The organism is Wolbachia endosymbiont of Drosophila tsacasi (assembly GCF_028982115.1).
GTDB lineage: Bacteria > Pseudomonadota > Alphaproteobacteria > Rickettsiales > Anaplasmataceae > Wolbachia > Wolbachia pipientis_B.
Genome location: NZ_JAPQLJ010000008.1, coordinates 1 through 22,603, shown reverse-complemented (window position 1 = coordinate 22,603; position 22,603 = coordinate 1). Strand labels below are relative to the sequence as shown.

The following is a 22,603-nucleotide window of genomic DNA, read 5'->3' as shown; positions in this document are numbered from 1 at the left end:
AGACCTGCTGCGAAAAGGTATATACTAATTTCAGGGTGAATTAGGCTAAAATAGCAGCAGGCTAAAACCCATGCCTCAAATTCACCAAACCTTCAATAATATTAAATCTCATGTTATATTTTTTCTGAAAGTTACGGTAAACGTGCGACAAAATCTTGAATATTTTCAATTCTCGTATCTTATTTTCGACCCTCATCCTAAATGATGCCAACTCTCGGTTGTGCTCCTTTTGCTCCTCAGTTAGTGGCTTCTTTCGGTATTTTTTGTATGGTATCACAACGTTACTTTGCAATTTTTGCCATCCCTGATAGCCAGAATCGGCATGCTTTATACTGTCTGTAGGCAGCAATTTCTCCTGTTTTCTTATCCGAAAATCGTGAATTCTCCCACGGTGAGATCTTGAAACCGATAAAATTTGCCCTCTTTCTTCGATCACAATTTCTGTTTTCATTGTGTGCACTTTTTTCTTGCCAGAGTAACTTTTCTTCCGTTTTCTGCTTTCTTTTGGCTGCTGTATCTGCTGCTCTGTAACATCTGCCAGTATCTTCAAAATCCTCTCTGGCGTTAGGGTTCTGTCCTTTTTTATAGTAATTTTTTTTGCCAACAGTGGTTCCATTTTCTTCAAAAGTCGGCAAATATTCGCATTATGTAAGTTGAAAAGGCAGCCTAAAAATCTGTGGGTTATGTAGGTCCGATAATACAAAATTACGCACAACATTTTATCTTCCAGTGTCGGTAAATTAGCAATTCTTCCGTGGCGCTTTTTCTGTCTTTCAAGCTTTTTCCACTCTGGACGGACTTTTTCCAAGATTTTTCGAATTCTTCTATTTTCAATCCCGTTACATCTCGAAAATTTCTCGGGTGTTTACTTACTTTATGGTAATTCAGACTCATTTTCCCTCACTTTTTATTTCTCTTTTTCATACTTTACCATTTTTTACACTATTTTGCAGCAAGTCTATTCTTTTTTCTGGATCCCAGTGCCTCATTCCCCTGTCATCCCAGTGCATGACACTGGGATCCAGGAATTTTTATCATGCACTAAGTTGGTGAGGTAGCAGTTTTATGTTAAAATACGACGTTTTTAATGGGGCTGCGAAAAACCTGGATTCCAGACTGGAATGACACCTAGGGGACTTGGATGACATCATTCTTTTTCCTGGATCCAAGTAGTCAAGCTACTCGGATGACATCTTTCAACATTATATCATGAACTTTTTAAAATTCATTGAGTTATGCTTTCAAACGGTGATGCCGGAGTGTGAGTATAACGATTATCAGTATATAAAAGTCATAGCAGATAGGCTGGAAGCGGTGAGCGCTGGTGAAGTGAGGCGAATAATATTCAATATGCCTCCGCGTTCAATGAAGTTCCTGTGTGTTAGTGTTGCGTGGCCCGCATGGATACTGGGAAACCAGCCAACTGCAAGAATAATAGTTGCAAGTTACTCTCGGCTGCTCAGCGAAAAGCACTCGCTTGATACAAGGTGCGTAATGCAATCTGGTTGGTATAAAAAGCTATTTCCAGAAGTAGAATTATCCAAAGATCAGAATACCAAGTACAAATTTCAAACAGTGCAGAGAGGATACAGAATCGCAACGTCCGTTGGAGGAACATTAACTGGTGAAGGTGGTGATTTCATCATCGTAGATGATCCACTGAGTCCCGCCCAAGCTTTGAGTGAAACGTTTAGAAAGCGTGCTACAAACTGGTTTGACCAGACTTTAGTAACCAGGCTTAACGACAGAAAAAAAGGAGTCATTGTTCTTGTGATGCATAGGCTACATCAGGAAGACTTAACCGAACACCTTCTCTCCAAGCTAAAAAACATATGGTATCATATTTGTTTGCCAATGATTTCTGAAAATAAGGAGATCATTTATTCAATCAAAAAGCCAGCGCTTCCTGTTCCTGTCGTCCAAGTAACTGCAACCAGACGGTTGTATAATACAACAGCATCATGCGCTGCACCTGCAATAATATTATATTCAAGAGAAGAAGGTCAGTTGCTATATCCCCTAGATGGAGGAAAAGAAGAAGTTGAGATGATAAAGGTTGAACTTGGAAGTTACGCTTTTGCTGCACAATATCAACAAAACCCTCTGCCACTTTCAAGTGGTATAATTAAACGAGAGTGGCTGAAGCGCTATAAAAATGTTCCTGATAATCTCTCGCATGTAACACAAAGTTGGGACACTGCGGTTTCAATAAGCGATTCTAGCGGCTTTAGCGTTTGTACCACCTGGGCAAAAGCGGATAATAAATTCTATTTACTTGATGTATATCGCGCAAAGCTTGAGTATCCAAAGCTTAAAGAGCAAGTTCTGTCACTAGCTGCAAGATGGACGCCACACGCAATTTTAATCGAAGCAAAAACAAGTGGTCAGCAATTGATTCAAGAGCTAAATATAAATAGTGACCTACCTGTTATCGAGGTAGTACCACATAGCGGTAAACTTGCTCGATTCTACCAAATTGTTCCAATAATAGAGTCTGGCAAGGTTTTTCTGCTACACCAAGCAGTATGGCTCAGCGATTTTGAGTATGAGATTTTAATGTTTCCGGAAGCTTGCCACGACGACCAAGTGGATAGTACCGTGCAATATCGGCAATGGGTGAGAGATAGTAGCTCTAGGGTCGCAGCTTTACGGGCATTGTGATTTGAGCCTAAATTCTCAATGGTAAATCAAGAAGCAACTGCAATAACGTTAGGGATATAATTGTTCCACTTTCCAATTGCTTTCTTCAATAAGAGTATATCTAAACCTAGTGTGTCTCCTATATTCACCTTCTTGCCAAAATTCAATTACTTTTGGGATTACGCAAAATCCCACCCAAAAGTTAGGACGAGGAACTTGTGTGTTGTAAAATTCCTTCTCCTTCAATTTGATGGCTTGCTCAAAATCTTGCCAAATTTTCAGAACGCTCGATTGTTTTGAGCACCATGCGCTAATTTGACTATCGCGCGCTCGAGAAGAGAAGTATTCGTCAGTTCTTTCATCGTTTAGAAGTTTAACATCTCCTTCAATTCGTACTTGCCTAGCAAATTCTATCCAATGAAACACTAACGCAGCTTTGGGGTTCTCAGTCAATTCTTTCCCTTTTTTACTGTTTACGTTAGTGAAAAACACAAAACCTTCTTTACTATATTCCTTTAGTAATACTACTCTTGCAGATGGAATGCAGTCTTTGCTACAAGTTGCTAGCGTCATTGCAGTTGATGAAGAATTAAGTACTGCTTTATACCACTTTGAAAACAAATCAAACGGATCTTTTTCAGGTGAGAATGTCATATTCAAAAATAAAATTTAATTCTGACATGCATTGCAAAAATAAGTGCTACGGCCATTTTGTCGTATAAGTGTTATGATATTGTTGCAGATCTTGCAAGGTTTTTGAACTTTACCATATACGTAAAAGTTATTTTGAAAGTATCCAGCAGATCCAGATGGCTGTGCATAATCTTTCAATGTTGAACCGCCTGCAGCAATTGCATCACTTAGAGTATTTTTTATTTCAGCAGCAAGTTTTGTGTATTCCCTATACATTAAATCTTTTGCCAGCCTGAGTGGTGAGATGCGGGCTCTAAACAAACTTTTAGAAGCATATATATTGCCTACGCCAACTATTAATTTATTATCCATCAATGCTGATTTGATATTCACTTTTTTGTTTTTCAGCAACTCCTGTAAATAGTCTCCACTGAATTCATCCGTGAGGGGCTCTATTCCGAAACCGTCAAAAAAATTTATTTCTTGTTCTTTGCTTAAAATAATAACTAATCCAAATCTTCTTGGATCATTAAAAATTATTGAAGTATTATCATAAAACGAAAACACTACGTGATCATGTTTATTCTGTGCTTGATTATGTTCAGCATATATCAGCTTTCCACTCATACCAAGATGTATGATTACAGCTATACTAATATCTATATTCCAGATTATATACTTACCTCTACGCTTGATATCGTTTATAACTTTGCCCTGTAGCAAATCATCAATATTCTTCGTTATTGGTACACGCAAATTCCAATTATTGACTATAACATTACTTATTTTTTTATTTTTGATTTTATCAAATAAGAAGTTAGAGATTACTTCCACTTCTGGGAGTTCTGGCATCTTGTCTACTCTGTTGCTGTTTTTTTCTTTTTAGAATATTTTGCTTTAAAGCTTTTGCCAATCTTTTTCTCTCCTCTTCTTTTTCCTTATTCTTTTTTGTGTTATTCATTATCATAATATATAAACTTGCCGTTGTAGCTCAGGTGGTAGAGTACGTCATTGGTAATGACGAGGTCCCAAGTTCGAGTCTTGGTAACGGCATACTTATTATATCCATGTTATTGCGTTTGTTCAATTGTTTATGATTGCAAAACGCTGAAGCTTTTGTATATATGTAGAGTAATTGATGAAGTCTAAAATAGGAGCAATAAATAGTGGAAAATGTAATTATAGATTTATCGCACTGGGAGCAAGATGTAGATTTTAAATTAGCAAAAGAAGATGGAATATTAGGAATTATGCATAAAGCTACACAGGGGCTGAAATACGTAGATCCAACATATGAAGAAAGGAGAAAAGCGGCTGGAGAAGAAGGATTGCTTTGGGGAGCATATCATTTTGGAGTAGGAGAGAAAGGAAAAGATCAAGCAGAGCATTTTTTAGAAGTAATAGGAAATGATTCTCAAGTGTTGCTTGCTCTAGATATTGAAGAAAATAAGGGAAACAATATAACGCCAGAACAGGCAGAAGATTTTGTTAATCAAGTTCATAAAGCAACAGGGCGCTTACCACTGATTTATGGAAGTGCTTACTTTTTACAAGATTTTGCAACGCCAACTTTAACAAAATGTCCACTCTGGATAGCAAGATGGGGAAAAAGTCCAATGTTACCGAAAGGATGGAATGACTGGATTTTGTGGCAGTACACTGATGGTCAGACGGGACCTGAGCCGCATTCAGTAAAAGGGATCGGACCATGTGACAGAGATAAATTTAATGGAACATTGGAAGGGCTAAAAAAGTTCTGGCTAACAGGAGAAAATGCTATTAAAAATTTTAGAACAATTAATTTTGACAGGTGTGTTATGGGCTTCAAGAACATCTTTAATAAGATAATAGAATTTGTTTTGGGTAGTAAATTAAGTATAGAGCTTGATGAATATAAAAGTAATTTTTCTTTTATGGTAGATGTTCTAGTTAGTTCTCTAAAAAATGATAACAAAAGTAATAGTGCTGCAATTGATGGGGTAGTAGAGCTAAAAGATAAGAACAACGACTTGCTAGATAAGCTTTTTGCTAATTGGCAAAATAAACAAAGACAACTTTTGTATATCTTTGTTAGTAGTTAGTATCCTACTTATATACTCCCATTTAAAGTCTTTTACACAGTTAGCTGGTATAATTATGAGTATCTTTGCTTGAAGTGCTCTGATAAGCTACAAGGTTTAAAAGAATCAAGGTTATAAAGGTAAGTTATCATGCTTTTTCCATATCCTTTCTACTTTCTTGTTTTTGAGTAGCTCTAATGCTTTGTGAAAGTGATGCCTTGTTTTACTTGGCACTATAATGTCATCAATGTATCCATGTGATGCAGCAAAAAATGGATTAGCAAATTTCTCTTTATATTCTTTGATTAATGTTTGCTGGTCTTTTTCATGCCTAAATATAATTTCAACTGCACTTTCAGGGCCCATTACAGCTATTTCAGCAGTTGGCCAAGCATAATTTATATCACCTCTTAAATGTTTCGAGTTCATAACGATATATGCACCACCATACGCTTTTCTAGTGATAAGGCTAATTTTCGGCACAGTCGCTTCAGCGTAAGCGTAAAGCAGTTTTGCTCCGTGTTGTATTATATTATTGTATTCTTGATTTGTACCCGGCAGAAATCCTGGAACATCAATAAGTGTGATGATCGGAATGTTAAATGCGTCACAAAACCTCACAAATCTTGCAGCTTTTCTTGAAGAATCAATATCCAAACATCCTGCAAGGTGCATAGGTTGATTTGCAACAATACCAACAGTATTTCCTCCAATCCTACTAAAACCAATTATAATATTACGAGCAAAATCAGGTTTTAGTTCAAAGAATGTCTTCTCATTGCACACCTTTTCAATAAGTTCATACATATCATAAGGAGTATTAGGATTGCTAGGAATCAGAGTATTTAAAGATTCATCAATATCATTAACTGAATCACAGGTTGATTTAGGTTTCGGTGATTCCTGATTATTTGTTGGTAAGAAAGTAAAGAATTCACGCATTTTTAACAGCATTTCAACATCATTATTGAATGCAAAATCCGCTACTCCTGTTTTGCTTGTATGAATTTTTGCTCCACCAAGGTCTTCGAAACTTACATCTTCATAGGTGACTTTTTTTACTACATCTGGTCCGGTTATAAACATATATGAACTGTTTTTCACCATGAAAGTAAAGTCAGTTAATGCTGGAGAATAAACCGCACCTCCTGCACATGGGCCCATAATTAAAGAAATTTGTGGTATAACACCAGATGCATTTACGTTTCTTTGAAAAATTTCTCCATAACCAGCAAGAGAATTTACTCCCTCCTGAATTCTGGCTCCACCAGAGTCATTTAGTCCTATAATTGGAACCCTGGCATTAACTGCCATATCCATAATTTTGCATATTTTCTTTGCATGTGACGCACCAAGTGACCCACCAAAGACGCTAAAATCCTGAGAATAAACAAAAACTTTTTTGCCATAAATAGTACCATGACCAATCACTACTCCATCACCTAAAAAATTAGCATTTTGCATGCCAAAATCAGCTGCGTGATGCTTCACGAATTTATCGTATTCCTCAAACGAATCTTCATCGAGTAATACACTGAGCCTTTCTCTAGCAGTTAATTTCCCTTTTTCGTGTTGTTTATTGATTCTGTTAAAACCGCCTCCTTTTTCAGCTTCTAGTGCTTTGGTTTTTAGATTTTCTAGTATTTCAAAGTCTTGCATACAATAAAGTAGTTTTCAAATTAGTAGTAGACTTTATTAAGCTTACAAACTCTACTACTATACACATACACTATTGCATGTGGCAATAGTGTATGTGTATAACAATTATTAAAACTTTAGCCTTAACGTTGGCGATTAAAATGAGAACACTTTGATATACTAACTTCCTCCAGAACACTAAATGGCTCACTTTGTTTTCCGTTTTTCTCTTCAACAAAACTTTTAGCAGCTTCAACAACCTTGCTTATACGAGGTTCTTTTTCTAGCTCTTTTAGGTACTTTGAGAAGATTTCACAACTTTTATCATCCATATGCACCATTGTTTTGCCAAAGCTTGAGGCATTTTCTGGTTTGTCAGCCTTTTCAGAAGATAGAGTCATTACAATCTTTTCACTGTTGCTTATTGGAAAAGTCATCTGAAGTCTGACCTTTATATCATGATATTTTCCATCTTGTATTCGTATTACATCATCTCCTTCCCCGATCTTTAACGCTTCATCTAAATTTTGAAATTCTGGATTACTCAGAAACTTTGCAGGAGTTATAACACTTTCTTCTGGACACTGTACACAATAAAATTTATTATCTCTTTCTACTATAACATCTTTTATCACATTTTCTTCTCCATCTTTTTCAATGCTGTCACATACAATTTGTTTTAGGCTTGATAAATATTTGCTACGTTTTTCTATCAAATCTGGCGGTAAGAATTGCAAAGGTTCTTCACTCATATAAGTGCCTGTTGAAACTAGATCGGATATTTTTGATGAAAGAAGATCTAGTTGATGTTTTTCATGAATGGACAACTCTTGCGTTTTTAGGATATATAAGTTGCACACCAAAAAATCTATCAATGATGTATTCTCAGAGAACACATCACATGGTATGCCAAACATTATCTTTTTGTCTTTTCCAAGTGCTATGAACTCTAGCAATTTCTTTATTATTCCCTCTATGACTGTTTCATTGCTATCCAAGTTTGAGATGTCAATTTGACGTCTCATGTTCAATAATGTACTCAAGGTATTTTTCCGTACACATTCATCAACTTGTTTATATATTGCTATGTCTAGTTGAAATGTGCCCATTACTTCTAAATCTTCAAGTTCATCTTCTATATCCTGTTCACTTTGGCACGTTTCGTATAATACACTGAGTGCATCTTCATCCATATCTGGAAACGTTTTGAATGATGCATTGAGTATATCTTCATCCTCAGACTCATCTATATTTTTATTATTCTGTAGAATAACTGCCTTCACTATCCTCTTCTGTTATATGCAATTCAGGTGATAAAGTTGTATCAAGCATATCATCTTCAAGATAAGTTCGACTAATAGGAGTAGAAGAACGAGTAATATACCCCTCATCTCCCGAACCTGTATTATCCTTTCCCATATATCCCCCTGCTTGACATAATAAAACAAGAAATCCTAATTATAGTATGCTCGCGTGATCTATAAAGTCAATAGTTAAATTGAAAAATTTTAGTTATAATCTACTTTACATAGAAGATGCCCTTAAATTATGCTAAAAATCGCTATAGTAGGCCTACCAAATGCTGGAAAATCGACCCTTTTTAACAGATTGGTGGGAAGAAAAGCGGCAGTGGTAAGTAATATTCCAGGAGTGACAAGGGATAGACGTGAGGGAATAGGGAGAATTAGCGATTTGGAGTTTAAAGTTATAGATACAGGAGGATGGAACGACCAAACTAATTTTTCACTACAAGTTATTGAACAAATAGAATTTTCTCTATCCAATTCAAACATCATTTTCTTTCTTGTTGATGCAAAAGTGCAAAATGAGCGAAACAAAGAATTTGCAAAGTGGCTAAAGAGAAAAATGAATAAACCTGTAATCCTTATAGCAAATAAATGTGAGAGTCATAAATCCGAAAATGTTGATTATTTGCAGTTTTTTGATTTTCTTGGCCCGGTGTATATCTCTGCCGAACATAATCTTGGTATGGTTGATCTTTATGATGTATTAGCTGGTGTTATTGAAAATATCAGTGCAAATAGTCCTCCTTTCGGTGTCATTCCAGTGCTTGACACTGGAATCCAGAAAAAAAATAGTATGGATCCCAGTGTCAAGCACTGGAATGACAATAAGAGCTCTAATGAGTCCGGTAAATTAAGAATTTCGATAATCGGTCGCCCAAATGTCGGAAAATCAACTTTTTTAAACAGCCTACTTACAGAAAACAGACTAATAACAAGTTCAGAGCCAGGCACCACACGTGATTCTGTAGATATTGTATATGATCATAATGGGGAGCTAATTACTCTCATTGATACTGCAGGAATCCGCAGAAAGGCGAATGTTATAGATAACTTAGAATCAAGATTTGTTGAAAAAAGCTTAGAATCAATCAAGCGCTCTCATGTGGTAGTTTTAATGCTAGACTCCCTAGTTGGTATTGAGCAGCAGGATTTATCAATTGGTGAAGCTGCAATTAAGGGAGGGAAAGGGATTATTGTTATTTTAAATAAGTGGGATTTAATAGGTAAGGATGACAGAAGTAAGTTAATAAAATTTGTCAAACAACAGGAAGTGACTCGGTTATTCTTGGAAGTGCCAATTGTAACAATTTCTGCATTGAAAGGCATGCGCTGCGGCGATGTGATAGATAAGTGTCTTGAAGTGAGTGAATCTTTGAACAAGAAAGTCAGCACTGCAAAACTGAATAAGTGGCTAATTGATGCTTTAGATAGGCACTCTCACCCGCTTGTAAAAGGCAAAGCAGTTAAAATGAAGTATATCGCTCAAATTGGTACTAAACCTCCAGCTTTTTCTTTGATATGTAACATACCTGAAAGTGTTGATGAAAGTTACAAACGCTATTTAATTAATGACCTTAGAAAAAATTTCTTTGCTGAAGGCGTGCCAGTCAGATTACTTTTGAAAAAAAATAAAAATCCCTATGCAAAATAAATACTCTGCTTTATACTTCCAGGGATAATTTACTTAAAGTTGTGTGTAATAACTCCAGAATTCCTACAATCTTTCTGCTATCAAGTGCTTTTGCTCTAATTTTTGCATATGTGCTAGAATATTTTTTCAACATGCTGCCATGCAAGTTATGTACATACGAGCGGGTAGTTTACTATGTTGCAGGGTTACTTGCAGTAGTATGCATGCTTAAAGACAACAAAATTCTAATCTATGCAATGTTTTGCAACTACCTCATAGGTGCAGTAATATCTTTTTATCATGTAGGCCTTGAACTCCACTTATTTCATGATGTTTTAGGTTGTACAGAGCAAGCAAGTGGTAACGTTAGTATAGAAGAGCTCAGAAATAATCTACTAAATCCTAATTACTCTCCATCTTGTGACATACCTCATTACGTTCTAGGTGTTTCCTTAGCAACATGGAATTTAATTTATCTCATAGCAGCTCTGTTCGTATCAGGTAAGGTGTATTGTGGAGAAAGAAAGAAATCTAAATAATTTAAGGTGCAGCAATAATCAGTTCTTGCAACAGGCAATTAGAGTAAATCATGCTGGGGAATATGGAGCTATTTGCATTTATTCTGGTCAAAAATTTATTCTTAAAAAATCTTCTATAATCAATGAAATAATTGAAATGGAAGAGCAGGAAAAAAAGCATTTTCACTATTTTAATGAGAAAATCAAAGAGCAAAAAGTTCGTCCTACTGTTTTGTTGCCAGTTTGGCGTGTTTTAGGAGTGTCACTTGGCGTTGCAACTGCCATTATGGGCAAAAAAGCTGCTATGGCTTGCACTGCTGCAGTTGAAGAAGTTATAGGGGAGCACTACAAAGAGCAAGTTTCACATTTAGAAGATGGGGAATTAAGAGAAACTATAAGTAAATTCCGCGATGAGGAGTTAGAGCACAGAGATATTGCAATTCAGCACAATGCTGAAAGCGCATTTGGCTACAACATTTTATCTTCATTCATAAAAACAGGCTGCAAAACTGCTATTTACTTGTCCAAGTTAATTTAACTAAGCAGCTTTCTTAATACCTGCCACAGGTTCACAACTGTACGAACATTCATTTTTGAAGACAGCAAATGGTGTCATTCCAGCGCGTGACGCTGGAATCCAGAAATTTTGCTTATAACTGAGCTGATGAGCTAAAGGTTTACGCTAAAACAAACGTTTTTAATTAAGTTGCATAGAAGCTGGATCCAAGTAGTCAGGGCACTGGTGGCCCAAACTACAACGTTCGTACAGTTGTGGATTCCAGACTGGGATGACACCCTCCTGATGGGCCCAAATCACAACGTTCGTACAGTTGTGGGTCAGGCTATAGGACAACAGAAGTTGACTTTATTAGCTATAGGTGGTATGACACTTAGTCAATTTAAGTAAGCAGATGATCTTAGCTACAAAAGTATTTTTTACCTCATTTATTTTTGGATTTATTCTTTTTCCCTATTTTATAAAGCTTCTAAAAAAAATAAGTAAAGATGGGCAACCAATTAGATCATGTGGACCAGAAAGTCACTTCATAACAAAAAAGAATGTACCACCTATGGGCGGAATAATAATACTGATTTCTTCTTTATTACCAATTTTACTCTGGGCTCAGTTAACACCAGAAATTTTGCTGCTGATATTGATAACTCTATTTTTTGCTCTACTTGGATTTATTGATGATTATTTAAAATTGAAGACAAATCACTATCGAGGTTTAAGTGCAAAAACCAAAATACTTATTCAGTTTATTGTAACTCTGGTTAGTATGTCTATACTTAAGCTATACTCTGCTGAAGGTTTTACAAAAATATCCCTATTTAAAGGAGTAATAATTGATTTTGGCTATCTATATGTCCCATTCGCTGCGTTTGTAATTGTCGGCTCTGCTAATGCTGTGAATCTCACAGATGGTTTGGATGGCCTTGCTGCAACTCAAGTCATCACTTCCTTTGCTTTTTTGGGGCTAATTGCATATATAACTCAAGCAGATATGAATATTACTTTATTCTGCATTGCATTTATAGGAGCTATTTTAAGTTTTTTGTGGTTTAACACACATCCAGCAAAAATATTTATGGGTGATGTTGGTAGCTTGTCGGCAGGTGCAGCTTTAGGATTAACTAGTGTCCTAATTAAAAGAGAAATGCTGTTTGCCGTTATTGGAATAATCTTTGTAATAGAGACTCTATCTGTTATTATTCAGATATCATATTTTAAATATACAAAATTTAAATATGGAGAAGGAAAAAGAGTTTTTCTTATGGCACCAATACATCATCACTTTGAAAAGAAGGGATGGTCAGAAAATGTAATCGTTGTGAAACTTTGGATAATTTCTATTATCTGTTCAGTTTTTACTATAACTTTCTTATTATGAAAACCTATGAAACACCCAGACTTTACATTAGAAAATAAATTATCAGGAGTGATAGCAGGAGTGGATGAAGTTGGAAGAGGTCCGCTAGCTGGTCCAGTAATATCCGCAGCCGTAGTGTTTATTGATAGAAATACAATTATTGATGGAATCAACGACTCAAAAAAGTTGACTCCTCAATGTAGGCAAGTCCTATATGAAAAAATAACATCCGTTGCAAAATTTGGTATAGGAATGGCAAGCGTAGAAGAAGTAAATTCATACAATATCTTGCAAGCAACAAAACTTTCAATGAAACGTGCGTTGATAGACCTGGACCTAGAATTAGATTATGTGCTAGTTGATGGTAATCAACCACCTGAAGTGAAATGGCAAGTGAAATCCATAGTAAATGGTGATAATTTGAGTACATCAATTGCAGCAGCTTCAATCGTTGCAAAAGTTACTAGAGATCGGCTTATGCAAGAATTGCACAATAAGCATCCTGAATATAATTGGTATAAAAATAAAGGATATGGAACAAAAGAGCACCTTAACGCTATTGGCCTTTATGGAATTACAGAACATCATAGAAAAAACTTTGCACCCATATCTCGGGCATTATAGCCTTTAATCACTTACCTTTTTTGAAAGGCATGTTTTCATTAAATAGGCAAACTGTACTTGATCCGTTCCTTAAGGTAAACACTGAACTCACCCTTTCGATTATCAGGTAGTTGTCAGCTGTACGGAAGTTTACTAAAGACTCATACCCTGCAGAATCAACCATAAAAACTGCCGGGAAATCAGAGTTTATTTTATTGAATTGTAAATATGTAAATTTTCCGTCATCAAAAACCTTAATTGGTATTATTGACTGACTGCCTTTAACGTGCGAGATAGAATAATTAAAATTTAAGCCCTTCTTTACAATTTCAATGTCGTTCATATCAGGAATAATGGTATGACTAGCTTGTTCGAAGATATCGCCGTTGTTTGTTGTGTAAATCTCATCACTGCTAAATAGTGGATAAAGAAACCTTACTTCATATGCTAATTTTGGATCATCTAGTCCAGTTGCTTCTTCAGCATGAAGTTCAAAGTAATAAACTCTTTTATTGGTAATTATAGTTGCGTTAGTATCGGCAATATCATCTATAGGCTTAATAAACAATCTGTTACCTTGAGGAAGGAGTTGCCAACCAGTTGAATCACCCATTGAAAGGTTTTCTATTACCTCCCCTGGTTCAAACAATATGCTGGATTGATAACCATAAAAACCCGTATACTTATGTATAGCTTGTGGGTTATAATTTATTACCTTTATGTGATTATCTCCAGCTATTGAACGTGGCTCCTGTTTTGCAAGTGCATCACTACCAAAAAAAAACAACAGTACGGCAAACAGTAAACCAATCATAATATCAAAATAAATTAATCTTCATTTTATCATTGATAGACACGCACTGCAACTGTTAAGCTGTACTATAAACCCCAATTATAGGTTAGCAAGGGGTAGAAAAGGCAAGAAATAAGGCAAACTCCTTAAATACTTTAGAACTACAGGAAGCTTCACCTGAACGGATATACTTGAAATCCTGCCATTTTCACTTTGTAAACATACCAAGAATTCTGTCCATTATTCCACCCATATTTGCTTCAGCTTGAGTATACTCTATTTTACCACCGTGCAAGATTAGTTTAATATCTGATCCAGGTGATATATTAACAAATTTACTGCCAACAACTCCACTGCTAGTGATCAGAGCTGAGCTATCAACTGGCAACTTTATATCTCGGCTTACGCACATATCGATTCGTGCTATGTAGGTAGCTTTGTCAAGTGACACACCAGTTATGCTTCCAACGTCCACACCAGAGATCTTGACACTATCACCAACTCCTATACCGTTAGCGTTAGCGAAAAGACCATATATTTTATAGCAGTCCTTATAGTTTTTCTTTATGTAAGATAGCTTATCAATAGCAAAGAAAATCAGAAAAATAGTGAAAACCAATACAAATAATCCAGCGGTTATTTCAAGTATATTTGACCTTCGCATCTTTAGTTATCAGGACTCCAGCTTTTATAGTAATTTTTCACTTTTTGGTTTGGATAGTATGCATCTTTTGTACCTGTTAAATTAGGAGTATGTTTTACTTTTCTTTTTTTATTATTAACTGGTACTACATTATCAGTATAGTGAAGCCATACATGCCATTCCGGAGGCACTGTTGTAGGCTCAGAGACACTGCTATACATAATCCACCTTTTCCCTTTACTTGATTCATAGTAAGAATTTCCATTTTCATCTCTTCCTACAAATTTATCTTCTCTTCGTAATAGGCGTTTTATTGCGTTACAAATTTTAGATAACATAAGAGTATTAAAACAAAAAGTATTATATATACTAATACTTTAACGATATATTAACAACAATTTAATGCAATTACCAATTTTACAAGTTATTATACCAATAATTGCATCAATGTTTTGCTTTCTTACCAAGAAACACAAGGTATCTTGGTTTATTTCTTTTATTGCAACAACAATCACTCTTATCATTTCATCGATACTACTCGTTAAAACATATAAAGGCGAGATTATAACTTATCACCTTGGAAATTGGTCTCCTCCGCATGGAATAGAGTTAAGAATCGACGTGTTAAACTCCTTGATTCTAACTTTGGTGAATTTTATAGCGCTGATTAGCGTGCTTTATAGCTTTTATATTAACGAAAAAGAAATTAGCAAAAACAAGATCACTGGTTTTTACTCTCTATTTCTACTGTGCTTAAGCGGACTGCTCGGGATTCTAGTAACAAACGACATATTCAATCTTTATGTTTTTTTGGAAATTTCATCTCTTTCTTCTTATGTATTAGTTTCAATGGGGAGGGATAAAAAAGCCTTGGTTGCAGCATTTGAATATCTAATTAGTGGCACTATAGGGGCAACGTTTTACTTGTTTGGTGTTGGACTTTTGTACTCCATGACAGGAACGCTCAATATGTCTGACATGGCTGAAAGAATAGTTCCATTATACGATAACAACATCATAAAACTTGGCATATTGTTCATTTTTGTTGGTCTCTCAATTAAAATGGCACTGTTTCCATTAAGCAGGTGGCTGATTAATGCATATAGTGAGGCGCCAAGTTTCATTAGCATATTCTTTTCAGGCACAGTGACAAAAGTGATGATATATGTTTTCATTAGGATCTTCTATACTGTTTTCCATCAGAATTTCTTCTTATTTAAACCATCACTAAGCAACGTGATAATTATCCTCGCACTTTGCGCTGTTATATTTGGGTCAATATCTGCAATAACTGCAAAAGATACAAGAAGACTGCTTGCTAATTCTAGTGTCAGCCAAATTGGTTATATAATTTTAGCACTGAGTTTTAACTCAAAAACAGGTGTATTTGTAGCAATTCTTCACATAGTAAACCACAGCATAATAAAAACATCTTTATTTATGGCTGCAGGATGTATTTCTTACAAATTTGATACAACAAAAATAGAGAATTTATCGGGACTCAAGAAGTCAATGCCTTATACAGCACTTGCGTTTACTCTACTTAGTTTAGCATTAGTCGGTGTGCCGCTAACAAATGGCTTTGTAAGCAAATGGTATATAATGAAAGCAGTTATAGAATCTCGCGCGTGGATTTCCCTGATAGCTTTTGCCGCCGGTTCTTTTCTTGCACTAATATACATGTGGAAGATGGTAGAGAAAATGTATTTTGAAAATAGTGCAGCATCAAGCGCTGGAATGACACTAGGCAAAATTAATGATGTGCCATTTCCTATGCTTTTCTGTCTATTGTTTATGGCAGCTTTAACAATAGTAACTGGAATATATAGCACTCCAATTCGGTTAGTAGTTGAGAAGTTGGTTTTTTGATTTTTATCTTTGTTTCATATTTTACTATACTTTAAGGTTATAAGTGTGGATAGGCTGAAGAAGATTCATTGGTTGTTAGTCATTAACGTGATAGCGCTGTTTTGCGTTGACATTGCTGTTCAATACTCTTCTGCTGGAGGAAAGTGGGTACCATTTGCAATTCACCAAATAGTCATATTTTCCTTCTTTTTCCTACTCGCTATAGCTATGTCATTCATAGAGCTAGATTTTTATTTGGAGCACGCCTACTTTTTTTATATAGCAGCAGCGATTTCGCTATTAGCAGTAAATTTTTTTGGCTCGCACATAATGGGTGCGACGAGGTGGATAAGAATTGGATCAATTAGTTTGCAACCATCAGAATTTGCAAAAGTAGGCTTAATACTTGCACTTGCTCGTTATTTTGATAAGCAAAGTGTGTATAAAATGATGGAATTTAAAAGATTGCTTAAAGCGGTAATAATTATTTTCTTGCCTGTATTCTTGGTGTTAAAGCAACCTAATTTAGGCACAGCTGTGATAATGTTGTTTATAGGAGCATCAATTATATTCACAGCAGTAATAAAAAGAGCTCATTTAGTAATTTGTGGGACGCTTGGCATCTTTGCAGTACCGGCTATTTGGCCTTTTTTACGTCCTTATCACAAGCAAAGGATATTGTCGTTTTTAGATTCATCAGTGGATCCACTTGGAATAGGTTATAATGCGCAGCAATCTCAGATAGCTATTGGTTCAGGAGGTTTGCTTGGTAAGGGCTTTGTTAACGGAAGTCAAACTCAACTTGGATTTTTGCCGGAAAAGCGTACAGATTTTGCTTTTGCAGTGCTGAGTGAGGAGTGGGGCTTTTTAGGTAGCATGGCTTTAATTTTGCTTTATACCTCATTACTTGGCATAATTTTCTCTACCGCTTATAGGTCGAAAAATTATTTTTCTAAGTCGGTATCCATCGGCATTTTTGCCTTTTTTAGCGCTCATTTCTTTATAAACATTGGAATGTCAATGGGCCTCTTGCCTGTGATAGGCGATCCACTGCCATTTCTGTCATATGGAGGAAGTACAACTGCTGCAAGCTTAATATGTATAGGGCTATTGCTGGCAATAAAAGCAGATGAACAACAAAATACTTGTATTTTACCTATGCTAAAGTAAAATTAAATTTTACTTAATTAGTTTTTATGCTAGATGAAATGCGTGAGGAATGTGGGGTATTTGGCATAAGTTGTAACCAAAGCGCTGCTTTTAACTCTATACTTGCTCTCCATGCTTTGCAGCATAGAGGTCAAGAGTCTTTTGGCGTAGTAACCAGTAACAACGATAAGCTGCTCTCTTATCACTTTCAAGGTCAAGTGAGCAGCGTATTTGATGATATAGATGAAATAAAGAAATCCTTACCTGGAGATTGTGCAATAGGTCATGTTCGATACTCAACAAGTGGCAATAAATTTGGAGTGCAGCCCATGTTTAGCAAAAGTGGCAAATTTGGGGATTTCGCCATAGCACATAATGGTAATTTAATTAATATTTCTTCGATACGCGAACAATTAATTAAACAAGAGTGCGTTTTTCAGTCAGATATTGATACAGAAGTAGTAGTGCATCTGACAGCAAGCGGTGAAAAAGATAGCTTTTTAGAGAGTTTTATATATGCACTAAAGCAAATACAAGGTGCTTATTCTTTTGTGGCAATCAATCAAGAAGTAGTTATTGGAGTACGTGATCCATCTGGAATCAGGCCTCTTGTTTTAGGAAAGTTAAACGGTTCTTACGTTCTTGCATCTGAAACTTGTGCTCTTGATATAATAAATGCAGAGTTTATTAGAGAAATAGAACCAGGCGAATTAGTTACCATCAGTTCGGATAGTAAGCTAGCCTCAATGTTTCCTTTCCCACAGCAAAAATCAAGTTTTTGTGTTTTTGAATACGTCTACTTTTCGAGACCAGACAGCATAATGGAGAATAGGTCCATATATGATATAAGAAAAGAAATAGGAAGAATACTTGCAGAAGAGAGCCCACCAAAAAACAATGTAGATATGGTTATACCAATACCTGATTCTGGAATACCTGCAGCTATTGGATATGCAAAGCATTCAGGATTACCTATGGAACTGGGGATAATTCGTAATCATTACATAGGAAGAACTTTTATACAACCAACCGCTGAAGTACGTAAAGTGAGAATAAAATTAAAATTCAATGCTAATAAGCACACTTTGAAGGGTAAAAACATAATTTTAATAGATGATAGTATAGTGCGTGGTAGTACGTTAACAAATATAATAGTTATGCTAAAGGATGCAGGAGTAAAAAAAATTCACCTCAAAATTTCAAGCCCACCAATTAAGCATTCTTGTTTTTATGGAATAGATACACCAGAGTGCAAAGATTTAATTGCTGCAAATAAATCTGTAGAGGAAATTAAGGAAGTTATAGAAGTAGATAGCCTAGCCTTCTTGAGTATTGATGGGCTATATCAGGCTGTTAAAGGAGAGGTGCGTAACAATGCTACACCACAATATTGCGATGCTTGTTTCACTGGTGATTATCCGATTGGCAAATAGTCTACGCAAGATCTTAAGTTTTTAAACCGCCAAAATTTCTCTTGGCCTTTACTAATTCCGATTCTCGGAGTGCAAACATAATCTGGTTTGAGGTGAGATTCATAAACACAAAATTCGTGGCTTATAGTAAGGTCTTGCTTATTATGTTCTTTTGTAATGTTTAATCTTTTGCACAATATTCCTGGTCCGCCTAAGTTTGCTTCAAGCGGTTCAATGAGCTTTAATCCCCGTATTAACACTGCTGCTGGGAACCCTTCTGCTTCTGTTACAATATTTAAACAGTAATACATTCCATATATAAAATACACGTATGAAAACCCCGGCATACCAAACATTACTGAGGTTCGGTTAGTATAGCCTCTTGCCGCGTGACAAGCTGGGTCATTCATTCCTATATAGGCTTCAACTTCGGTTATTATTCCACTAAAGTTAGAAAATTTGAGGACTTTTCCCAATAACTCTCCAGCTACAGTTAAGGTCGGCCGCTCGTAGAAATTTCTTGGTAGTATTATGTTGCTCATTATAAGAGTATAAGTTACTTGTAGGTACAAGCAACTTATACTGAATTTTCACTACTTTACCTATTTTGAGCAGCAGAAGCTTGATGCTTTTGTGGTGCGCCGCTCAAGTCTTCTACATTTGTTGAAGGCTGCTCCAAAAATTTTACTTCTTCAGAGCTTTGTTGTAATTGTGTTTGTGGCAATTGTGATGCTAATGCTTCATATGTAAAGACTTTGATTCACGTCTCTTGCCTACTTTTACTTCTTTGTTTGCACGCAACTGTTCTTCAGTAATACCGTTGCTTTCAAGGAGCCTTACACCATTCTTATCGTCAATATTAATTTTAATTTTACATTCTTTTTCATCAACATACCACTTTAAAGTCATTTCATATAATCCACTAATTACTTCATAAACTCTTTCCCCATTATCATTAATATAGCAACATGCCCATCTCTTTTTTTCTTGATTAGGATGACAAAATGTAATTGTTTTGACCTTATACTTTTTACATATATCACCACTTAGAAGTTTAGCTATATCTACCCCTTCTTTACTAACATTCAACACAACTCTCACGGAAGGGTAAACAATATTCCCTTCCCTTTTGCCTTCTTTTATCATTATGGCCCCTATGGTATTATTTTTCATACCTTCAGATATCTCTGATTTAATTTGGTCAGCAATTTTGCCTACAATCTCTTTGTCGTGATACTGAGGTTCTCCTTTCTTCGGAGAAAAAGGTTTTTGGTTTGTGGTATTGGTAGAAGGGTTGTTCTGTAATGCAAAGAACTTATTCCATTCTTCATCGCTTTCTAACTCGACATTTTACGCTTATTCTTGTCCGGTGTTGATTTAGGTATATCCTGAGTGCTCAAATCGCTAGAAAGTCCTTTTGTTTTATCAGAATTACTGCTCTCCTTTGCTTTATTACTTAGAAGGGTAAGATGCTCTTCTGGCTTTTTCTTATCCGGTTTTAAAGTTGTATCATCAGAAGGAAGTTCCCCCACCATAGACACATGAGGATTTTTAACTTCATCTTTATTGCGAAAGACTGGAATGCTTTCCCAGAGCTTTTTCCAGAGTTCTGTAATCTTGCCTAACATATACTCTCCATTATCGTTAACACATAATACTAGCGTACGAGCATTATATCAATTAGTCAACATAAATTATGGCAAAGCTTCTAATGTTGAAAGCTCAAATGCTCCTTTGCTTGATCAGTTAAAACGCGCCCTCTTGGTGTCCGCTTTACAAAACTAATTTTGATTAAATAAGGTTCCACTGTTTCTTCAATATTGCCGGCATCTTCAGATAGCGCAATAGATATAGTGTCAATCCCAACAGGGCCTGAAGTGTTGAATAAAAATCTTAGATAATGCATGTCTAATTTATTTAATCCCATTTTATCTACACCCAATTTTAGCAATACAGAATCAGCGACTTCATAAGTGATTTTTTTATCGTCTTTTACTTCAACAAAATCCCTTATTCTCCTCAGTAATCTCAAAGCAATTCTTGGAGTGCCACGCGCACGGCAGGCAATTTCCTGTGCGGCATTCTCTTCAATTTCAGCAGAAAGAACTCTTGCACCTCTTTTTATAATATTAACCAGCTCCTCAAAAGAATAAAATTCAAGATGCAAAGGGATACCAAAACGATCCCTCAGCGGCGCAGAAAGTAATCCAAGCCGTGTTGTTGCTCCAATTAATGTAAATGGTGGTAGATCTATCCTTAAAGTGCGAGTAGATGGCCCTTCACCTACTAATATGTCCAGGCAAAAATCTTCCATAGCGGTATATAAAACTTCTTCAATGTTACGATTTAATCTATGGATTTCGTCGATAAATAGGACATCTTTTGCATTTAAAGTGGTAAGCACTGCAGCCAAGTCCCCAGCTTTACTAAGTAAAGGACCAGAAGTTGCGCGGAAGCTGACCCTTAATTCTTTAGAAACAATTTGTGCTAAAGTTGTTTTGCCAAGTCCTGGGGGACCATACAATAAAACGTGATCTAAAGCTTCAGTTCTCTTCTTTGCAGCATTTATAAACACTTTTAAATTTTGTATTAAGTCTTTTTGTCCGACAAAATCATCAAGTTGCTCAGGTCTGATGTTGATATTACGCGCATCTTCAGCATATTCTTTACCGCACGATATTGATTTCATAATGTTGAGAGCTCCTTAAGCGCCATGCGAATAATATCCTTGGTGTCCAGATTTGACAATTCGTCTTGTATTTTTTTTATCGTATCATAAGCTTTCATTTTTTCATACCCAAGATTGATCAATGCTGAAAGGGCATCTTCATTAATTGGATGAAAATTATTGTTATTTATTTCTAATTTACTCACTTTGCCACTTAATTCAGTGATGATTCGATTTATGAGTTTTTGGCCCAGGCCACTCATCTTGAGTGCTACTTTATCCTCATTCATAATTGCCAAAAACAGCTGTTCTGGAGTTAATTTACTCAAAATTGACATTGCAGTTTTATAGCTAACACCGCTTACTTTAACAAGCAACCTCAAGCACTGCTGTTCCTCTTTGCTTATAAAACCATATAACTGAGCGACATTTTCTCTGTTATTTGCATAGGTTTCGATGAGTAATTTAACTCTACTTCCGATGGAACATGCATTTAAAGTTTTGGCTGAAAGATACACCATATAGCCAACATCATTCACATTCAGTATTATGTAATCACTGCGCACTTCATCAACTATTCCGCTTAGATTTCCTATCATTTTTAGCACTGTATAGGGTTCAGTTTAAATACTCCTGGATCTTAGGTCAAGCAAACGAACATTATAACAGAGAGCCAAGTAGCTCACAGAAACGAAAAACTTCCTTGACACATTTTGCCAACATTTGCCGCTTCAAGTCTGTCTGCTATGACTTTTATATACTGATAATTATTATACTCACACCTCGGCACCACCGTTTGAAAGCACAGTTCAATGAATTTTAGAAAGTTCATGATATAGTGTTGAAACCAGCGCCTCCTTCTCCTGTCATCCCAGTGCTTGACACTGGTTCTTTTTTCTAGATTCCAGCGTCACGCGCTGGAATGACAGCAGTTCTACATCATACCGCCGCGGTATCTCTTAGCCACTAACACGTAGCGGTATGATGATTCTTCAAATCGTCAAGGTGTCATCCAAGTAGCCTTCTCTTCCTGTCATCCCAGTGCTTGACACTGGGATCCAGAAGACGTAATTTCAACCAAGTGGCTGCATAATAAAGGCTGGATTCCAGTGCCAAGCACTGGAATGACACCCTACTTAACCGTCATACCGCGATTCATTCGCGGTATCTCTTAACATAGATCCCGCTGC

26 protein-coding genes, 1 tRNA gene and 1 pseudogene are annotated in these 22,603 nt (G+C 36.0%); 12 read left to right on the top strand and 16 right to left on the bottom strand.

The window, feature by feature from the left end; translation table 11 throughout:
• Window positions 1–61: 61 nt before the first annotated feature.
• Window positions 62–894 (bottom strand): annotated as a pseudogene (locus OZD70_RS00475) (transposase family protein).
• A gap of 315 nt (window positions 895–1,209) precedes the next feature.
• Between OZD70_RS00475 and terL the strand changes: the two are divergent.
• On the top strand, window positions 1,210–2,661 hold the full coding sequence (gene terL / locus OZD70_RS00470) for a phage terminase large subunit (protein ID WP_275020139.1): 1,452 nt from the start codon (window positions 1,210–1,212) through the stop codon (window positions 2,659–2,661).
• A gap of 48 nt (window positions 2,662–2,709) precedes the next feature.
• Here terL and pdxH read toward each other — a convergent pair whose 3' ends face one another.
• The 3 genes from pdxH to OZD70_RS00455 are packed head-to-tail and all read right to left on the bottom strand — an operon-like array spanning window position 2,710 to window position 4,234.
• Entirely contained in the window at window positions 2,710–3,294 is a 585-nt protein-coding gene (pdxH, locus tag OZD70_RS00465) for a pyridoxamine 5'-phosphate oxidase (protein ID WP_275020137.1), read from the bottom strand.
• A 15-nt stretch (window positions 3,295–3,309) separates the two neighbouring features.
• Complete coding sequence (mutM, locus tag OZD70_RS00460) at window positions 3,310–4,125, bottom strand: bifunctional DNA-formamidopyrimidine glycosylase/DNA-(apurinic or apyrimidinic site) lyase (RefSeq protein WP_275020136.1); 816 nt, start codon at window positions 4,123–4,125, stop codon at window positions 3,310–3,312.
• Entirely contained in the window at window positions 4,091–4,234 is a 144-nt protein-coding gene (locus tag OZD70_RS00455; RefSeq protein ID WP_182184223.1) for a hypothetical protein, read from the bottom strand. Before OZD70_RS00455 ends, mutM begins: the two co-directional genes overlap by 35 nt.
• Before the next feature lie 19 nt (window positions 4,235–4,253).
• Between OZD70_RS00455 and OZD70_RS00450 the strand changes: the two genes are divergently transcribed.
• Together OZD70_RS00450 and OZD70_RS00445 are read left to right on the top strand one after the other, a co-directional pair.
• Window positions 4,254–4,326: transfer RNA gene (locus OZD70_RS00450), tRNA-Thr, on the top strand.
• Window positions 4,327–4,439: 113 nt separating this feature from the next.
• A complete protein-coding gene (locus tag OZD70_RS00445; RefSeq protein WP_275020135.1) occupies window positions 4,440–5,354 on the top strand; it encodes a glycoside hydrolase family 25 protein in 915 nt (304 codons plus the stop codon).
• Window positions 5,355–5,465: 111 nt separating this feature from the next.
• On the opposite strand, the gene OZD70_RS00440 is transcribed toward OZD70_RS00445, so the two are convergent.
• From OZD70_RS00440 to OZD70_RS00430, 3 genes are all read right to left on the bottom strand, one after another.
• A complete protein-coding gene (locus OZD70_RS00440; protein WP_275020134.1) occupies window positions 5,466–6,992 on the bottom strand; it encodes an acyl-CoA carboxylase subunit beta in 1,527 nt (508 codons plus the stop codon).
• Window positions 6,993–7,114: 122 nt separating this feature from the next.
• Window positions 7,115–8,254 carry a hypothetical protein gene (locus OZD70_RS00435; RefSeq protein ID WP_275020133.1) on the bottom strand — a complete coding sequence of 380 codons (1,140 nt, stop codon included), beginning with the start codon at window positions 8,252–8,254 and terminating at the stop codon, window positions 7,115–7,117.
• Window positions 8,229–8,390 (bottom strand): hypothetical protein, encoded by a 162-nt coding sequence (locus tag OZD70_RS00430; protein ID WP_275020132.1) that lies wholly within the window; start codon window positions 8,388–8,390, stop codon window positions 8,229–8,231. The genes OZD70_RS00435 and OZD70_RS00430 overlap by 26 nt, the downstream gene beginning before the upstream one ends.
• 129 nt (window positions 8,391–8,519) lie before the next feature.
• Here OZD70_RS00430 and der point away from each other — a divergent pair, with 129 nt between their 5' ends.
• The 6 genes from der to OZD70_RS00400 all read left to right on the top strand — a co-directional run bounded on the left by der (window position 8,520) and on the right by OZD70_RS00400 (window position 12,921).
• On the top strand, window positions 8,520–9,929 hold the full coding sequence (gene der / locus OZD70_RS00425) for a ribosome biogenesis GTPase Der (RefSeq protein WP_182184048.1): 1,410 nt from the start codon (window positions 8,520–8,522) through the stop codon (window positions 9,927–9,929).
• Entirely contained in the window at window positions 9,926–10,447 is a 522-nt protein-coding gene (locus tag OZD70_RS00420) for a disulfide bond formation protein B (protein WP_182184139.1), read from the top strand. The genes der and OZD70_RS00420 overlap by 4 nt, the downstream gene beginning before the upstream one ends.
• A complete protein-coding gene (locus OZD70_RS00415) occupies window positions 10,422–10,964 on the top strand; it encodes a demethoxyubiquinone hydroxylase family protein (protein WP_164224959.1) in 543 nt (180 codons plus the stop codon). Before OZD70_RS00420 ends, OZD70_RS00415 begins: the two co-directional genes overlap by 26 nt.
• A 168-nt stretch (window positions 10,965–11,132) precedes the next feature.
• Window positions 11,133–11,333 carry a hypothetical protein gene (locus tag OZD70_RS00410; RefSeq protein WP_275020131.1) on the top strand — a complete coding sequence of 67 codons (201 nt, stop codon included), beginning with the start codon at window positions 11,133–11,135 and terminating at the stop codon, window positions 11,331–11,333.
• Window positions 11,334–11,337: 4 nt separating this feature from the next.
• Window positions 11,338–12,318 carry a phospho-N-acetylmuramoyl-pentapeptide-transferase gene (gene mraY / locus OZD70_RS00405; protein WP_182184050.1) on the top strand — a complete coding sequence of 327 codons (981 nt, stop codon included), beginning with the start codon at window positions 11,338–11,340 and terminating at the stop codon, window positions 12,316–12,318.
• A gap of 6 nt (window positions 12,319–12,324) precedes the next feature.
• The gene (locus OZD70_RS00400; protein ID WP_275020128.1) at window positions 12,325–12,921 is read left to right on the top strand and encodes a ribonuclease HII; all 597 of its coding nucleotides are present in this window, start codon (window positions 12,325–12,327) and stop codon (window positions 12,919–12,921) included.
• A gap of 7 nt (window positions 12,922–12,928) precedes the next feature.
• On the opposite strand, the gene virB9 is transcribed toward OZD70_RS00400, so the two are convergent.
• The 3 genes from virB9 to OZD70_RS00385 form a co-directional block, all read right to left on the bottom strand.
• On the bottom strand, window positions 12,929–13,714 hold the full coding sequence (gene virB9, locus OZD70_RS00395) for a P-type conjugative transfer protein VirB9 (RefSeq protein WP_275020126.1): 786 nt from the start codon (window positions 13,712–13,714) through the stop codon (window positions 12,929–12,931).
• A 187-nt stretch (window positions 13,715–13,901) separates the two neighbouring features.
• The gene (gene mlaD / locus OZD70_RS00390) at window positions 13,902–14,357 is read right to left on the bottom strand and encodes an outer membrane lipid asymmetry maintenance protein MlaD (protein ID WP_182184055.1); all 456 of its coding nucleotides are present in this window, start codon (window positions 14,355–14,357) and stop codon (window positions 13,902–13,904) included.
• A gap of 2 nt (window positions 14,358–14,359) precedes the next feature.
• Window positions 14,360–14,674 carry an NADH-ubiquinone oxidoreductase subunit NDUFA12 family protein gene (locus tag OZD70_RS00385; protein ID WP_182184057.1) on the bottom strand — a complete coding sequence of 105 codons (315 nt, stop codon included), beginning with the start codon at window positions 14,672–14,674 and terminating at the stop codon, window positions 14,360–14,362.
• A gap of 64 nt (window positions 14,675–14,738) precedes the next feature.
• On the opposite strand from OZD70_RS00385, the gene OZD70_RS00380 reads away from it, so the two are divergent.
• From OZD70_RS00380 to purF, 3 genes are read left to right on the top strand one after another with little or no spacing between them, the layout of a single operon-like run.
• Entirely contained in the window at window positions 14,739–16,205 is a 1,467-nt protein-coding gene (locus tag OZD70_RS00380) for a proton-conducting transporter transmembrane domain-containing protein (RefSeq protein ID WP_275020124.1), read from the top strand.
• Window positions 16,206–16,250: 45 nt separating this feature from the next.
• Complete coding sequence (gene rodA / locus OZD70_RS00375) at window positions 16,251–17,354, top strand: rod shape-determining protein RodA (RefSeq protein ID WP_182184060.1); 1,104 nt, start codon at window positions 16,251–16,253, stop codon at window positions 17,352–17,354.
• 26 nt (window positions 17,355–17,380) lie between these two features.
• Window positions 17,381–18,766, top strand: coding sequence for an amidophosphoribosyltransferase (gene purF / locus OZD70_RS00370; protein ID WP_275020122.1), 1,386 nt, complete (start codon window positions 17,381–17,383; stop codon window positions 18,764–18,766).
• Here the strand turns inward: purF and OZD70_RS00365 are convergent.
• The 6 genes from OZD70_RS00365 to ruvA all read right to left on the bottom strand — a co-directional run bounded on the left by OZD70_RS00365 (window position 18,748) and on the right by ruvA (window position 22,012).
• Window positions 18,748–19,287, bottom strand: a complete 540-nt coding sequence (locus tag OZD70_RS00365) for a DNA-3-methyladenine glycosylase (RefSeq protein ID WP_182184063.1) — start codon at window positions 19,285–19,287, stop codon at window positions 18,748–18,750. The two genes, purF and OZD70_RS00365, sit on opposite strands and share 19 nt — an antisense overlap.
• A 56-nt stretch (window positions 19,288–19,343) precedes the next feature.
• A complete protein-coding gene (locus tag OZD70_RS00360; protein ID WP_259346707.1) occupies window positions 19,344–19,469 on the bottom strand; it encodes a hypothetical protein in 126 nt (41 codons plus the stop codon).
• Window positions 19,470–19,477: 8 nt separating this feature from the next.
• Entirely contained in the window at window positions 19,478–19,918 is a 441-nt protein-coding gene (locus tag OZD70_RS00355) for a hypothetical protein (protein WP_275020120.1), read from the bottom strand.
• 164 nt (window positions 19,919–20,082) lie between these two features.
• On the bottom strand, window positions 20,083–20,373 hold the full coding sequence (locus tag OZD70_RS00350; protein ID WP_275020118.1) for a hypothetical protein: 291 nt from the start codon (window positions 20,371–20,373) through the stop codon (window positions 20,083–20,085).
• An 80-nt stretch (window positions 20,374–20,453) separates the two neighbouring features.
• Entirely contained in the window at window positions 20,454–21,434 is a 981-nt protein-coding gene (ruvB, locus tag OZD70_RS00345) for a Holliday junction branch migration DNA helicase RuvB (protein WP_182184065.1), read from the bottom strand.
• Window positions 21,431–22,012 (bottom strand): Holliday junction branch migration protein RuvA, encoded by a 582-nt coding sequence (gene ruvA / locus OZD70_RS00340; protein WP_182184067.1) that lies wholly within the window; start codon window positions 22,010–22,012, stop codon window positions 21,431–21,433. The genes ruvB and ruvA overlap by 4 nt, the downstream gene beginning before the upstream one ends.
• Window positions 22,013–22,603 lie beyond the last annotated feature (591 nt).

Coding starts and splice junctions, on each gene's coding strand:
- OZD70_RS00430 (WP_275020132.1), bottom strand. CDS start 8,390: ATGGGAAAGGATAATACAGGTTCGGGAGATGAGGGGTATATTACTCGT.
- OZD70_RS00455 (WP_182184223.1), bottom strand. CDS start 4,234: ATGAATAACACAAAAAAGAATAAGGAAAAAGAAGAGGAGAGAAAAAGA.
- virB9 (WP_275020126.1), bottom strand. CDS start 13,714: ATGATTGGTTTACTGTTTGCCGTACTGTTGTTTTTTTTTGGTAGTGAT.
- OZD70_RS00350 (WP_275020118.1), bottom strand. CDS start 20,373: ATGTTAGGCAAGATTACAGAACTCTGGAAAAAGCTCTGGGAAAGCATT.
- mraY (WP_182184050.1), top strand. CDS start 11,338: ATGATCTTAGCTACAAAAGTATTTTTTACCTCATTTATTTTTGGATTT.
- ruvB (WP_182184065.1), bottom strand. CDS start 21,434: ATGAAATCAATATCGTGCGGTAAAGAATATGCTGAAGATGCGCGTAAT.
- OZD70_RS00440 (WP_275020134.1), bottom strand. CDS start 6,992: ATGCAAGACTTTGAAATACTAGAAAATCTAAAAACCAAAGCACTAGAA.
- OZD70_RS00355 (WP_275020120.1), bottom strand. CDS start 19,918: ATGAAAAATAATACCATAGGGGCCATAATGATAAAAGAAGGCAAAAGG.
- OZD70_RS00400 (WP_275020128.1), top strand. CDS start 12,325: ATGAAACACCCAGACTTTACATTAGAAAATAAATTATCAGGAGTGATA.
- terL (WP_275020139.1), top strand. CDS start 1,210: ATGAACTTTTTAAAATTCATTGAGTTATGCTTTCAAACGGTGATGCCG.
- der (WP_182184048.1), top strand. CDS start 8,520: ATGCTAAAAATCGCTATAGTAGGCCTACCAAATGCTGGAAAATCGACC.
- ruvA (WP_182184067.1), bottom strand. CDS start 22,012: ATGATAGGAAATCTAAGCGGAATAGTTGATGAAGTGCGCAGTGATTAC.
- OZD70_RS00365 (WP_182184063.1), bottom strand. CDS start 19,287: ATGAGCAACATAATACTACCAAGAAATTTCTACGAGCGGCCGACCTTA.
- pdxH (WP_275020137.1), bottom strand. CDS start 3,294: ATGACATTCTCACCTGAAAAAGATCCGTTTGATTTGTTTTCAAAGTGG.
- OZD70_RS00385 (WP_182184057.1), bottom strand. CDS start 14,674: ATGTTATCTAAAATTTGTAACGCAATAAAACGCCTATTACGAAGAGAA.
- mlaD (WP_182184055.1), bottom strand. CDS start 14,357: ATGCGAAGGTCAAATATACTTGAAATAACCGCTGGATTATTTGTATTG.
- purF (WP_275020122.1), top strand. CDS start 17,381: ATGCTAGATGAAATGCGTGAGGAATGTGGGGTATTTGGCATAAGTTGT.
- OZD70_RS00380 (WP_275020124.1), top strand. CDS start 14,739: ATGCAATTACCAATTTTACAAGTTATTATACCAATAATTGCATCAATG.
- mutM (WP_275020136.1), bottom strand. CDS start 4,125: ATGCCAGAACTCCCAGAAGTGGAAGTAATCTCTAACTTCTTATTTGAT.